This is a genomic window from Acidobacteriota bacterium, assembly GCA_016184105.1.
In the GTDB taxonomy this organism is placed as follows: Bacteria; Acidobacteriota; Vicinamibacteria; order Vicinamibacterales; family 2-12-FULL-66-21; genus JACPDI01.
In genome coordinates, this window is sequence record JACPDI010000012.1 from 207,211 (window position 1) to 220,163 (window position 12,953).

Here is a 12,953-nt window from a genome sequence, read left to right on the forward strand (position 1 = left end):
ATACGCGGGATCGCCATCATCATCATTGCGTGCGCCGCGGGCGTGGCCCTCGTTGCCGGCCGGCAGCAGACATCCGGCCAGCCTGACTGGAAGGCGAAGGAAAGGCACTTGCGCAACGTGAAGCGCCTCACGTCCGGTGGCGAGAACGCCGAGGCCTATTTTTCCGCCGACGGAAAACGGCTCGTGTACCAGTCCACCTCCGCCAGCGGCGGATGCGATCAGATTTACTCGATGGCGATCGACGGTACGGATCGCCGGCTCGTGTCCACGGGCAAGGGGCGGACGACGTGCGCCTACTACGTGCCTGGCGGCGACGCGATCGTGTACGCCTCCACCCACGAGGCGGGCGCCGCGTGCCCGCCGAAGCCCGGATACGAGCGGGGATACGTCTGGCCGATTCATTCGAGCTACGACATCTATCGCGTCAAAGGGGACGGGACGGAGCTGGCGCCGCTCACCAGGAGCCCCGGCTACGACGCCGAGGCGACGATCGCGCCGGACGGACTCATCACGTTCACCAGCACACGCGATGGCGACATGGAAATCTACACGATGCGCGCCGATGGCTCGGACGTGAAGCGGCTGACGAACCGTCCCGGTCCGGATGGAGGGCCTTTCTTTTCCTTCGACGGGCAGCACATCGCGTTCCGCGGCCGCGAGCTGGCGGCCGGGCGCGAACTGGACGACTACCTCGCGCTGCTGAAAGACGGCCTGTGGCGGCCGACGCAGCTGGAAGTCTTCGTCATGGATCGCACGGGCCGCAACCTGCGGCAGGTGACCAAGCTCGGCGGCGCGAACTTCGCGCCCTCGTGGACCCCGGACGGCAAGCGACTGGTCTTCGTGTCGAACCACCACAACCCGCGCGGCCGCAACTTCGACATCTTCACGATCAACATCGACGGGACGGGCCTCGAGCAGATCACGTTCAGCGACACGTTTGACGGCTTCCCGATGTTCTCCCCCGACGGCCGAACGCTCCTCTTCGCGTCGAACCGCGACGCGAAGGTCGAAGGGGAGACGAATGTGTTCATTGCGGAGTGGGTTCAGGACTGATCGAGCGGCGCGCCTCCGATCGGCCGTTGAGCCCCGGGACCCTGTAGCGGAGCAGCGCGGCCACGCCTCCTACCGGCGCGAGCAGTGACGCGTCTTCGAGGATGGTGACGGTCGCCGCGGTCTGGCGGGCCTTGGCGACGAGCTCGTCCGCCACGCCCGCTTTGAGCGGCTCGCGGCCGTTGCCGATGCCGGCGCCGGCAATGAGCAGCTCGTCAACCTGGCCCACCTCCAGCGCCTTCTGCACTTCCTCGATGCCGGCCACACCGAGGCCGCCGGCGCGCCACGCGCCGATGACCTCTTCAGCTTTTTCGCGCTCGCTCTGTGCCTGGTGCTTCTGCAACGCCCGGAGTGTCCGCTCGAGCACCACGGGCTCGTTGGACCCGGTCGGCAGGCTCGCCGCGTCGATCACACGGTCCTGCAGTTCCTTTGACATCTCCGCGCGTAACATGGGAATGGCGACGGCATCGCCGAACAGCACGACGTGCGGGATCTCGTCGCCGCGGACGATGCGCTCGAGGGTGTCGACCACGTCCTTGATGTGCTGCTGATGGTAGTTCTCGATGTGGCGCTGGTAGCGGGCCTGCGACCATCCGCCCATCGAATGCCGGTGCGTCTTGGTCCCCTCCACCTGGTGCTCCCGCTCGATACGCGCCAGGGCGAGGACGAAGATCCGCGCGCGGTTGGTATCGCAGAGCACGGCCGCGCAGCGCGGGTACCTCGAGTCCAGGCGCGCGAGCGGATACAGATGGGGGCGGTCCGAAATATAGAGGCGGTGCTCGTCGATGGGGGCCTCGAGCTGCAGTGCCTCGAAGAAATCATCCGCCGCCGCGCAGGCGAAGATGGCCACGCCATTGGCTGACGGCTTCAGTTCGGTGGCGAGGTACGCCTCGATCCGCTGGATGTCCCGCTCGAGGCTGTCGCGGGCGGGCGTATCCAGTGCGTAGGTCGCCGCGCGCCCGTGCAGCTCCCGCTTCAGGAACACCGAGAAGTTGTCGCGCCCGCGATCGTTCGGCTGCGTATTGAGATACAAACTAATGAACGGTCCTGTAGCGGGCTCGAACTCAGCAAGGCGATCGAGCTGTTCCGAAAGTGGGCTTGTCTGGCTCATGCCCGCTCCAGTTCGCAACTTGTGTGCCGCGACAATTCGGCCGCAAGAAGCGGATGGCGGCCGTGGTGCGGACGGGCGAGAATGCGCCGGAGGACCGAGGAAGATGACCGCCGAACGCCAATACCAGGCCGTGCTTGCCCGGGACCCCCGCGCTGACGGGTCGTTTGTCTATGCCGTCCGCTCGACGGGCGTGTACTGCCGGCCGTCGTGCCCGAGCCGCAAGCCCAGAGCGGATCGGACGACGTTCTTCCGCACCGGAGAGGAGGCGGAACGCGCCGGGTTTCGCCCGTGCCGGCGGTGCGCCCCGGAGAGCGCGGCGGGCGTGCCGCTCGTGGAAAAGGCGGTGCGCGCGTGGACGCGCCTGGCCGGCGCTCGAGAGGATGGCCGCGTGCCGCTCAGCGCGCTGGCCGAGGCGGTGGGATCCAGCCCCTGGCACGTGCAGCGCACGTTTCGGAAGGTCCTGGGAATTTCACCGCGGGAATTGTCCGAGGCGCGGCGGCTCGACGCGCTGCGCCGTGCGCTCAAGGAGAGGACGTCGGTGACCGAAGCGATCTACGATGCTGGATTCGGATCCTCGAGCCGTGTGTACGAACAATCAGCCCGGCGGCTCGGCATGACCCCCGGCCAGTACGCCCGCGGCGGCTCTGGAGCCGTCGTCCGATACACCACGGCGTCCTCGCCCATCGGGCGCGTGCTCGTCGCGGCGACCGAACGCGGGGTGTGCGCGGTGAAGCTGGGCTCATCGGACGACGAGCTGATCGCGCTGCTCCGAGACGAGTTCCCGAGCGCGACGATCGATTGCGGCGACAAGTCGATGCGGCAGTGGGTTTCGACCGTGCTCGCGCTCGCGGAGGGAAAACCCACGCGGCGGAACATCCCGCTCGACGTTCGCGGAACCGCCTTCCAGCTGCGCGTCTGGAAGGAGCTTCAGAAAATCCCGCGCGGGGAGACCCGATCCTACGGAGAGGTCGCGCGCCGGATTGGCCGGCCGACCGCGTTCCGGGCGGTCGCCCGTGCATGCGCCACCAATCCCGTGTGCGTCGTCGTGCCGTGCCATCGCGTCGTGTCGGCGGATGGCGGTCTTTGCGGTTATCACTGGGGTACCCGCCGCAAGCGGGCGCTGCTCGAACGGGAGCGTCGCTGACATACAATAGCGACGCTCGACATGCCCCCACGCGTCAGATTCCAGCCAATCTGGACCGACGAATTCCCCACCTCGCGCCGCCCGGCCTATCCGCGGCTGCGCGGGTCTCTCCACAGCCGCCTTGTCATCGTGGGCGGCGGATTGAGCGGGTGCGCGATTGCGTATGCGTTCGCGGCGGCGGGCATCGAGACCATCCTCCTCGAGGCGGACCGAATCGCGAGCGGGTCCACGGCGGGCAGCTCGGGATTGCTGCGCCCCGACCCCTCCGGCTCTTTCCGGGAGGCTGCGGCCCGATACGGCCTGCGCGATGCGCGTTTCCTGTGGCGGGCCACACGACGATCGGCGCTGGACTTCACCGCCGCGCTGCGCCGGCTGGGCGTTCGCTGCGATCCGGCACCGGCCGACGCCCTCACCATCGCGCGCAGGACGCACGACTTCGAGAAGCCGTTGAGGCGCGAGTACGACGCGCAGCGCGCGGCCGGACTCGAAGTGTCCTGGCTCGCCTCATCCGCGCTCTCACGCGAGGCGGCGATCGACCTCGGCATCGCGGGAGTCCGCACGCGCGGCGGCGCGCAGATGGACCCTTATCGCGCGGCGCTCGGACTCGCAGCAGCCGCGGTGAAACGCGGCGCGCAGATCTTCGAGAAGACCGCCGCGCTGCGCATCCGCGCGGGCCGGCGGACGGTGGACGTTCGGACGGCGGCCGGCGCCGTCTCTGCCGACGCCGTCGTCATCGCGACCGGGTACCCACCGCCTGACCTGCGGGGCCTGCGGCGGCATTTCACGCGTGAGCTTGCGTACTGCGTCGCCACCGATCCGCTGAGCGCTCCCGTGCGGCGCGGCGTGGGACGACGATCGGCATCGGTGGAAGATGTCGAATCGCCCAGGCACACGCTGCGCTGGCTGAGGGACGATCGCATCCTGTTTGCCGGCGCGGCCTCGCCCATCCTGCCGTCCCGCTCCCGCGCGAAGGCCGTCGAATCCCGGGCCTGGCAATTGATGTACGAGCTGTCGCTCCTGTATCCGAACGTGTCGGGCGTGCAGCCCACGCACGCGTGGGACGTCGAGGTGGCGCGTACGGTCGACGGGCTGCCGTATCTCGGCACGCACCGGAACTACCCGAGGCACCTCTTCGCGCTCGGGATCGATCCGCACCGGCTGGGTCACTGCTGGCTCGCCGCGCGCCTGTTGCTGCGCCAGTACCTGGGAAGCGCGGAAAAGCCGGACGCCGCGTTCGGTTTCGCGCGGATACTTTAGCGGCCGCACGGCGCGGCAGGCGCGCGGCCCTGTGCTACAACTGATGCATGCGTCGATACCGCCCCTGCATTCCTGCCGCACTTCTCGCATCAACCCTCGTGATCGCCGGCGGGAAACCGCAGGCGGCGAATGAATCCGGCCGCACGGCGCTTGGGCTCGCGCTGCGCCGTCTCAACACGGCGGCCACCCTGATGATGGTGACCGCGCACCCGGACGATGAGAACAATGCGCTGCTCGCGATGGCCGGCAAGGGGCTGGGCGTGCGGGCCGTGCTGGCGACCGCGACGCGCGGCGAGGGTGGGCAGAACGAGATTGGCCCGGAGTTATTCGAGGCGCTGGCCGCGCTGCGCAGCGAGGAACTGCTCGCCGCGCATCGGGCGGACGGCGCAGAGCAGTACTTCACGCGCGCCGTCGACTTCGGCTACTCCTTCAGCATCGAGGAAACCTTCGAGAAGTGGAGCAAGGACGAGATCCTCGGAGATGTCGTGCGCCTGATTCGCACGACCCGGCCTGACGTGGTGGTCGCGTTGCCGCCGGCGGGAACGGGCGGCGGACAGCATCACCAGGCCTCGGCGCGCATCGCGCGCGAGGCATTCCGCGCCGCGGCAGATCCCGCGCGTTTTCCCGAGCAACTGCAGCAGGGCGTGCGGCCGTGGCAGCCGAAGAAGTTCTACTTCATGGCCTCCTTCGGATTTCGCGGGGAGCCGGTGCCGCAAGGCAAGAGGCTGTTGACGCTGCAGACCGACATCTACGATCCGCTGCTCGGTCGCACGTACGCGGAGCTGGGCAGCGAGGCGCGCAGCATGCACAAGTGCCAGGGCTTCGGCCAGCTGCTCGTCCTTCCCGGCCAGGTGAACACGCCGCGGTACGAGCTGGCTGACGCGGACGATCCGGCGCTGCTGGGCAAGGATGAGAAATCCGTCTTCGACGGTGTCGATCTGAGCGTCGAGGCGATCGCACAGTACGCGCCGGCGGCCAGACAGGCGGTCGCCGCGATCGCGCAGGACGCGCGTGCCGCGTGGCAGGCGTTCGAGCAGGGGCGCGACGGGGACGTCGTGAAGCTGCTCGTCGCTGGACTGGGGGAAGTCCGGGACCTGCGCGAGACGCGTCCGCCGTACGAGGCGGACTTCCGGCTGGCGCAGAAGGAACGTCAGTTTGAAGACGCGCTGGTGCACGCCCACGCCCTCCGCATCGAGACGCTCGCAGACGACGGGCTTGTCGTCGGTGGACAGGCGATCAAGGTGGACGTCATTGTCGGCAACCGAAGTGGACTGCCGGCGGCGATCAGGACGGCCGAGATTTCCGGATTCGACGCCGCCCGGCCGCTCGCGTGCGGCGCCCCGGCCGTGCTCGGGGTGACCACCTGCTCCGGCCAGGCAACCGTTCCAGCGGAGGCCGCGTTGACCGGCGTGCACTGGAAGAGGATGGCGGGCGCCGCCCGATGGGAGTACCAGCCCGATGTGCCGTTCGGGGCGCCGTTCGCTCCTTCGCCGTTTCGCGCGCGGCTGACGCTCGATCTCTCCGGGGCAGAGGTCAGGGTGGACCGCCCGATCGAGTTTCGCTACGAGGGCAACATCTTCAGCGGCGAAAAACGCACCGAGCTTCGTGTGGTGCCGCGGCTGGCCGTGACGCTGACGCCCGAAGTGGCTATTCTGCCGCTGCACGGGAAGAGCCGGCAGCTGACCGTCACCGTGATGAATGGCGGCAAGACGGCGGCGCGGGGAGACGTCAGGCTCGTCGTGCCGTCCGGCTGGGTGGCGAGGCCCGCGTCCTCGCCGCTGGCCTTTGCACGTGAAGACGAGGCGCAGGCGGTCACCTTCACGGTCGTGCCGCCTCCTGGCATCAGGCCGGGAGAGTACGCCGTCCGCGCGGTCGCGACGATCGAGGCCAGTTCGTTTGATCGCGGGTACCAGGTCATCGAATATCCGCACATTCAGCGCCGGCACCTGGTCCGCGAGGCCTCATCGTCGTTGAAGGTGCTCGATGTGAAGGTCGCGCCACGGCTGACGGTGGGCTACGTCATGGGCGTCGGCGACCAGGTGCCTCCGGCGATCGAGCAGCTCGGCGCGAAGGTTGTCATGCTGAGCGCCGAGGATCTGGCTTCAGGAGACCTGTCGTCGTATGACGCGATCGTGACCGGCGTGCGTGCGTACGAGCGGCGCGCCGACCTGCGCGCCCACAATGAACGGTTGATCGACTACGCGCGCCAGGGCGGGACGGTCATCGTCCAGTACAACAAGTTCGAGTTCAACCAGGCGCAGTACGGACCGCTTCCGGCCAAGGTCGGCAGCGGCCGGGTGACCGATGAGCACGCGCCGGTGACCGTGCTGGCGCCGGCGCATCCCGTCTTCAACGTGCCAAATCGGATCGATGCCGCCGCGTGGGCGGGCTGGGTGCAGGAGCGCGGGCTGTATTTCCTGGGCGAGCGCGACCCGCAGTACACGGATCTCGTCGAGCTGGAGGATCCCTTCGAGTACAACAAGGGTGCCAGGCGCGGCGCGCTGGTCGAAGCGCGCGTCGGCCGCGGACGTTGGATTTACGTCGGGCTCGGGATCTGGCGCCAACTGCCGGCCGGCACGCCGGGCGCCTACGCGCTGATGGCGAATCTGGTGAGCCTGGGCAGGGGCCAGAGGGCAGGTCAGAGCCGGTAGCTGGTATGGTGTAAGAGAAATGACGTTTGCGGACGACCTCGACGCCGGCGCGCTCCAGCGCGTGATGGCCGGGCAGCCCGCGGCGCTGCTGGAGCTGTATGACCGCCACGCGCCGCTGATTTTCTCGCACGCGTACGCGTCGCTCGGCGACCGGATCGCCGCGGAGGACGTGGTGCAGGAGACGTTCACCGCGGCGTGGTTCGAGGTCAAGAGCTGGGCGGCGGCGCGCCGCGATGCGATGGACTGGCTGCTCGAGATCGCCCGCGAGCGGCTGGCCGCCCGCGCGGCGGACGCCGCGGTGCCCGGGGATCGGCTGCCCGCGCCGGCGGTGGCGCTGCCGCGCGCGCTGCGGGATCGCGTGCTCGATTCCATCTACGGTGCGGGGGAGCGCCTGCGTCCGCCGTACTCCACGCCGCAGTGGGCGCGCCGGTTCAGTGCGAAATGGATCGTGTGGTTGACGCGAAGATTGCGGCCAGCGCCTCGTCGATCGTCGCGTAGGTGAACCGGTACCCCATCGCCAGCGCACGCGCGGGCACCGCGCGCTGGCCAGTGAGCAACAGCGATTCGGCCATTTCGCCGAGCGCTGCCTTCAGGACGAATCCCGGCACCCGCATCAGCGCCGGCCGGCGCATCGCGCGCGCGAGCGCGCGCGTGAAGTTTTCGTTGGTGACCGGCGACGGTCCCGTGCCGTTGAACGGGCCGCCGGCATCGCCCGACAGCAGCAGCATGCGGACGATCCCCACCCAATCGTCGCGGTGAATCCAGGGCAGGTACTGGCGGCCGCTCCCGAGCACGCCGCCGGCGAAGAAGGCGAACGGCCGCTTCATCTGCTCCAGCGCGCCGCCGTCGCGGGCGAGCACCAGGCCTGTACGCACCAGGGCCACGCGCGTGCCACCGCCCCCGGCAGCCATCGCCTCAGCCTCCCAGGCCTGGCAGACCTCTGCGAGGAAGTCGTTTCCGGGCGCGGTATCTTCCGTCACGATCTCATCGCCACGAGATCCGTAATAGCCCACCCCCGAACCGCTGACGAAGACGCGCGGCGGGTGTCTCGCGCGCCCGATCGCGCGCGCGAGGCTTCTGGTGGCCAGCGCCCGGCTGTCCAGGATCCGTTGTTTCTGGGCGCGCGTCCAACGGCGCGCGGCAATCGGCGCTCCGGCGAGATTCACGACCGCGTCCGCGCCATCCAGCGCACGCGCCCACTCCCCGACCTCGCCGTCCGGCGTCCATTGCACCGTGTCGGGATCCGCACCAGCACGCGCGTCGCGCGTCAGCACGACGACATCGTGTCCGTCATCGCGCAGGGTCCCGACCAACGCGCGCCCGAGAAAACCGGTGGCCCCCGCAATGACGGTCCGCATGCGCGCAGTATAATCAGACCTTCGTCACATACGTCATCATTCCGAAGCGAGATTGGTATGCGCCAGCCGCGCACGACCCTTGCAGCGCTGCTGCTGGCGGCGACCACCGTCGCCGCCCAGCAGCCGGTGCTCAAACCGGGCAACAACCTCGTCATCAAGGGGATTCCTCCGATCCCGGAGTCGATCTTCACGGCCATTTCCACGTACAGCGAGAATCGCCAGGCCGCATCGCTGTCCTGGCTGGGATCCTCGCGGCAGATCCTGATCTGCACGCGCCTCGGCGCCGCGTACCAGATACATCGAGTGGCCATGCCGGGTGGTGCGCGGTCGCAGCTCACCTTCGTGTCCGACGGGATCAACTTTCCCGGCCAGGAAAGCGTGCTCGCGGCCGCCCGGCCTGACGGCGGCGCCTTCGTCTACGTTCGCGATACCGGCCGGGGCGCCGAGCAGCACCAGCTCTTCCTGTACGACCTCGCGTCCGCAAAGACGACGCTGCTGACCGACGGGCGGTCGCGCAGCGAGTCGCCCGTCTGGTCGCGCGACGGCCGGGCGCTGGCGTTTACGTCCAACAGCCGGAGCGCCGGCGACCACGACCTGAGCGTGATGAACCCGTCGGATCCGGCGAGCCGCCGCGTTCTCGCGCAGGTCACCGGCGCCTGGCGCGTGCTCGACTGGTCGCCGGACGGAGCGTCGCTGCTCGCGCGGCAGAACGTCTCGGGATTCGCCCGGCACCGGCTCTGGATTGTTGACGTGAAGACGGGCAACATGCGCGAGCTGAAGCTCTCGGCGGAGCCCTCGCAGGTTGTCGCCGCGCGGTTCGGCGCGACGCCGTCCACGATCTTCGCGGCCACGGATGCGGACAGCGGGTTCGTGCGAGTCGTGCGCGCGGACGCCGCGAGCGGCAGGATGAGGCCGCTCATCGCACGACCGCGTGGGAACGTGGAGTCGATGAGCGTCTCATCCGACGGGCGCCTCGTCGCGTTTGCGGTGAACGAGGAGGGAGTCGGCAGGCTGCGGGTCTACGACGTTGCCGCAGGACGCTTGCGCGCGCTGCGGGGGTTGCCCGCCGGATCCGTCGTTACGACGATGTTTCGGCCGAACAGCACGGAACTCGCATTCGACGTGGTGTCGTCGCGGCACCCGCGGGACGTGTTTTCCGTGGACGTGGCGACCGGGCGCGTGTCGCGCTGGACGGCGGGCGAGCTGAACGGCCTGAACGGCGAGCAGCTCGTCGAGGCCGAGTTGATTCGGTGGAAGAGTTTCGACGGGTTGACGATCACCGGCTTCCTCTACCGCCCCCCCTCGCGGTTCACCGGCAGACGTCCGGTGATGATCAACATCCACGGCGGGCCCGTCGGACAGGAGCGGCCACGGTTTCTCGGGTTCAGCAACTACTTCCCGAACGAGCTGGGGGTGGCCCTGATCTATCCGAACGTGCGCGGCTCATCCGGGTTCGGGCGCGAGTTCGTGGACGCGGACAACGGCCTGAAACGCGAAGGGCCCGTGAAGGACATCGGCGCGCTGCTCGACTGGATCGCGGCGCAGCCAGACCTGGATCCCGCGCGCGTGATGGTCACGGGGATTAGCTACGGCGGCTACATGACGTACGCGGTCGCCAGCACGTATCCAGACAGGATTCGCTGCGCGTTTGCCGGAGCGGGCATCTCCAACCTCGCCACCGATCTGGACAACACGGCGGAAGCCGGCAAGGACGTGCGCCGGGGAGAGTACGGCGACGAGCGAGACCCGGAAACCCGCGCGTTCCTTGAAAGGATCGCGCCGATGGCGCACGCGTCGAAGCTGCGGCAGCCGTTGTTCATCGCGCACGGCCAGAACGACACGCGCGTGCCGCTCGCCCAGGCCGAGCAGATGGCGGCGGCGGTGGAAAAGAACGGCAGGCCGGTGTGGTTCCTCGTCGTGAAAGACGAGGGGCACGCGCTCGCCAGCCGTCGCGACACGTCGGATTACCTGTTTTCAGCGTGGGCGCTGTTCGTCCAGGAGTACCTGGTGAAGTAGGCGCCGCCCCTCGTTCATGCCCTGCGCGCCGGCGAGCACGACGAGATCGCCGGCGCGCGAGCACGCCGCGGTACGCGCCATCGCGCGCTCGAGCGTTTCCTCGAATACATAACGGCGCCCGCGCGCGTCAAGCGCGGCACGCGCCGCGTCCACCTCGCCGGCCCGCACTCGATCCTTCGGCTCGACCTCGTCGGCCGCGGCGGTCACGATCAGTTCCTCCGCGCCGTGCTCCGACGCCAGGTCGGCGAGCGCGGACGCGATGGCGGTGTTGATGTGCGGCCCACGGCCGCCCCGGATCGCCCACACGACGATGAGGCGCTCGCGCCTGAGCATGCCCACCACTTCAAAAACCGCGTGAAGGCTGTCCGGATGACCGGCGGTGTCATCAAGGACCGTCCGCCCGGACACGTCGAAGCGCTCCATGCGACGGCGCAGCGGCTGCAGGCGTTCGAGCACCTCCCTGGCCGTCTCCATCGGGATGCCTGCGGCGACCGCATAGGCGAGCGCCAGGCCGGCGTTTCTCGCGTTGCGCCGCCCCAGGAGCGCGCTCCGCACGTCGGCGCGGCCATCGAAGAACGTGCTGCGCACCGTGAGCGAGACGCCGCGGTCGTCGAACACCGCGCTCTCGAGAAAAACCGACGCCTCGCCCCGCCCTGAAAACGTCATTCCGGCCCGTGTCGCGACCGGAGCTTCAAGGCCGAGCGTCCGGGCGGCGCGGTTGTCCGCATCGAACGCGAGCGTGGCTTCCGGTCTGAGATGGTCGAGGAACAACCGCTTGGCCGCGACGTAGTCGTCGTACGTGCGGTGGAAATCGGTATGCTCGCCGGGCATCACTGCCGCGATGAGGCCACCGTCGAACTTCAGCCCGTGCACGCGCTCGAGCCGGAGCGCGTGGCTGGTCACCTCCACGATGACCGTGCGTGCGCCGCGTTCCCTCACCGCCGAGAGCCACTCCTGCAGTTGTGGCGGTGCGGGCGTCGTCAAGCCGTCGCCGCGGTCGTAGAAGTCCTCGAACCGCGCGCCGAGCGAGCCGATGACCGCCGGCCGCCTGCCAGCGGCCTCAAACAGCGCGCGGAGGATGTCGCTCGTCGTGGTCTTGCCGAAGGTGCCGGTGAAACCTATCACCGAAAGACCCGTGGCCGGATTGCCGTGGAAGCGCGACGCCAGCACGGCGAGCGCCCGCCGGGTGGACGGGGCGATGGCGTGCGCGGCGGCGCCAGGCGGCGCCGCCTCGGGCCGTTCCACGACGACCGCTGCGGCGCCGCGGTCCAGTGCCTCGCGCACGAACGCGTGGCCGTCCCGTGTCGTGCCGGCGATTGCGACAAACAACGCGCCGGGCCGCACGCGACGGCTGTCCTCGGTGACCAGCGTGATTTCCGGGTCGCCGGCGCCTGGCTTGAGCGCGTAGCCTTTGGTCAACTCGGAGAGGCGCATAACCTTCCTCGTGTAGCATACGCGTATGCGCGAGGCCATTGGATTCTGTTGCGCGCTGGCGGGATCGGTTGCGCTGGCGGCCCAGGCCGGCATGACGCCGCTCGCCGAGGGCCAGAAGCTTCTGCGGGGCGGCGACGTCGCCGGAGCGCAGGCCCGTTTCGAGGCCGCCGTGGCCGAGGATCCGAAATCCTACGACGCGCACTACGCGCTCGGCCGCGTTCTCGACCTGAACGGGGAGTACGCGCGCGCGCGAAAGCATTTCGAAGAGGCGCTGGCGCTTGCGCCGGAGTCGGATCGCGAGCAGCCGCTCACCGCCATCGCCGTGTCCTATGCGTTTGAAGGGCGGCCGGATGACGCCGCCGGCTACTACCAGCGTGTCTTCGACGCCCAGTCCGCCGCGGACCGGTTTGACGCGGCGGCGGCAACCGCGAACGCGATCGCGCGGGTGTACCTGGAGGCCGGCCACCTGGACAAGGCGGCGGAGTGGTACTCCACGGGGCGCGAGACCGCCAGGCAGATCGCGCAGCTGAAGGCGGAAGAGCTCGACCTCTGGGAGTTTCGCCGGCACCACGCGCAGGCGCGGCTGGCGGCGCGCCGGCAAGATCCAGCCGCCGCCCGGGAGCACATGCGACAGGCACGTCGCATCCTCGACAAGGGCACGAACCTGGACCAGAAGATCCAGTGGCCCTACCTCGCGGGATACGTCGCCTTTTACGCCGGCGACTACGCTGCCGCCGTCAAAGAGCTGCAGGCGGGCGATGAGCGCGATCCGTTCATCCTCGGGCTGATCGCGCAGGCGTACGACAAGCTGGGTCAGAAGGACCGCGCGAGGGAGTACTTCGCGAAGGTCCTCGCCACGCCCGCCCACACCATCAACGCGGCGTACTCGTGGCCGGAGGCCAAACGGTACTTGCGCTAGAAGGGGTTCAGGG

The 12,953-nt window shown here is 69.1% G+C and carries 10 protein-coding genes; 7 read left to right on the forward strand and 3 right to left on the reverse strand.

All coding sequences use genetic code 11. From position 1 onward, the window contains the following. Positions 1-1,053, forward strand: a complete 1,053-nt coding sequence (locus HYU53_05070) for a PD40 domain-containing protein (protein MBI2220559.1) — start codon at positions 1-3, stop codon at positions 1,051-1,053. On the opposite strand, the gene HYU53_05075 is transcribed toward HYU53_05070, so the two are convergent. Next, positions 1,028-2,161: a hypothetical protein gene (locus HYU53_05075; GenBank protein MBI2220560.1), complete on the reverse strand. Its 1,134-nt coding sequence runs from the start codon at positions 2,159-2,161 to the stop codon at positions 1,028-1,030. The two genes, HYU53_05070 and HYU53_05075, sit on opposite strands and share 26 nt — an antisense overlap. 103 nt (positions 2,162-2,264) lie before the next feature. On the opposite strand from HYU53_05075, the gene ada reads away from it, so the two are divergent. The 4 genes from ada to HYU53_05095 are packed head-to-tail and all read left to right on the forward strand — an operon-like array spanning position 2,265 to position 7,715. Beyond that, complete coding sequence (gene ada, locus HYU53_05080) at positions 2,265-3,305, forward strand: bifunctional DNA-binding transcriptional regulator/O6-methylguanine-DNA methyltransferase Ada (protein ID MBI2220561.1); 1,041 nt, start codon at positions 2,265-2,267, stop codon at positions 3,303-3,305. A 21-nt stretch (positions 3,306-3,326) separates the two neighbouring features. Next, on the forward strand, positions 3,327-4,562 hold the full coding sequence (locus HYU53_05085; protein MBI2220562.1) for an FAD-binding oxidoreductase: 1,236 nt from the start codon (positions 3,327-3,329) through the stop codon (positions 4,560-4,562). 47 nt (positions 4,563-4,609) lie between these two features. Further along, the gene (locus HYU53_05090; GenBank protein ID MBI2220563.1) at positions 4,610-7,213 is read left to right on the forward strand and encodes a PIG-L family deacetylase; all 2,604 of its coding nucleotides are present in this window, start codon (positions 4,610-4,612) and stop codon (positions 7,211-7,213) included. A gap of 19 nt (positions 7,214-7,232) precedes the next feature. Then, the gene (locus tag HYU53_05095) at positions 7,233-7,715 is read left to right on the forward strand and encodes a hypothetical protein (GenBank protein ID MBI2220564.1); all 483 of its coding nucleotides are present in this window, start codon (positions 7,233-7,235) and stop codon (positions 7,713-7,715) included. On the opposite strand, the gene HYU53_05100 is transcribed toward HYU53_05095, so the two are convergent. Beyond that, positions 7,645-8,571, reverse strand: coding sequence for a TIGR01777 family protein (locus HYU53_05100; GenBank protein MBI2220565.1), 927 nt, complete (start codon positions 8,569-8,571; stop codon positions 7,645-7,647). The genes HYU53_05095 and HYU53_05100 overlap by 71 nt on opposite strands. A 153-nt stretch (positions 8,572-8,724) precedes the next feature. Here HYU53_05100 and HYU53_05105 point away from each other — a divergent pair, with 153 nt between their 5' ends. Further along, positions 8,725-10,587 (forward strand): S9 family peptidase, encoded by a 1,863-nt coding sequence (locus HYU53_05105; GenBank protein ID MBI2220566.1) that lies wholly within the window; start codon positions 8,725-8,727, stop codon positions 10,585-10,587. On the opposite strand, the gene HYU53_05110 is transcribed toward HYU53_05105, so the two are convergent. Continuing rightward, positions 10,546-12,021 (reverse strand): hypothetical protein, encoded by a 1,476-nt coding sequence (locus tag HYU53_05110; protein ID MBI2220567.1) that lies wholly within the window; start codon positions 12,019-12,021, stop codon positions 10,546-10,548. The two genes, HYU53_05105 and HYU53_05110, sit on opposite strands and share 42 nt — an antisense overlap. Before the next feature lie 25 nt (positions 12,022-12,046). Between HYU53_05110 and HYU53_05115 the strand changes: the two genes are divergently transcribed. Continuing rightward, a complete protein-coding gene (locus tag HYU53_05115) occupies positions 12,047-12,940 on the forward strand; it encodes a tetratricopeptide repeat protein (GenBank protein ID MBI2220568.1) in 894 nt (297 codons plus the stop codon). The last annotated feature ends 13 nt before the right edge of the window (positions 12,941-12,953 follow it).

Coding starts and splice junctions, on each gene's coding strand:
- HYU53_05110 (MBI2220567.1), bottom strand. CDS start 12,021: ATGCGCCTCTCCGAGTTGACCAAAGGCTACGCGCTCAAGCCAGGCGCC.
- HYU53_05085 (MBI2220562.1), top strand. CDS start 3,327: ATGCCCCCACGCGTCAGATTCCAGCCAATCTGGACCGACGAATTCCCC.
- HYU53_05100 (MBI2220565.1), bottom strand. CDS start 8,571: ATGCGGACCGTCATTGCGGGGGCCACCGGTTTTCTCGGGCGCGCGTTG.
- HYU53_05095 (MBI2220564.1), top strand. CDS start 7,233: ATGACGTTTGCGGACGACCTCGACGCCGGCGCGCTCCAGCGCGTGATG.
- HYU53_05075 (MBI2220560.1), bottom strand. CDS start 2,161: ATGAGCCAGACAAGCCCACTTTCGGAACAGCTCGATCGCCTTGCTGAG.
- HYU53_05090 (MBI2220563.1), top strand. CDS start 4,610: ATGCGTCGATACCGCCCCTGCATTCCTGCCGCACTTCTCGCATCAACC.
- HYU53_05115 (MBI2220568.1), top strand. CDS start 12,047: ATGCGCGAGGCCATTGGATTCTGTTGCGCGCTGGCGGGATCGGTTGCG.
- ada (MBI2220561.1), top strand. CDS start 2,265: ATGACCGCCGAACGCCAATACCAGGCCGTGCTTGCCCGGGACCCCCGC.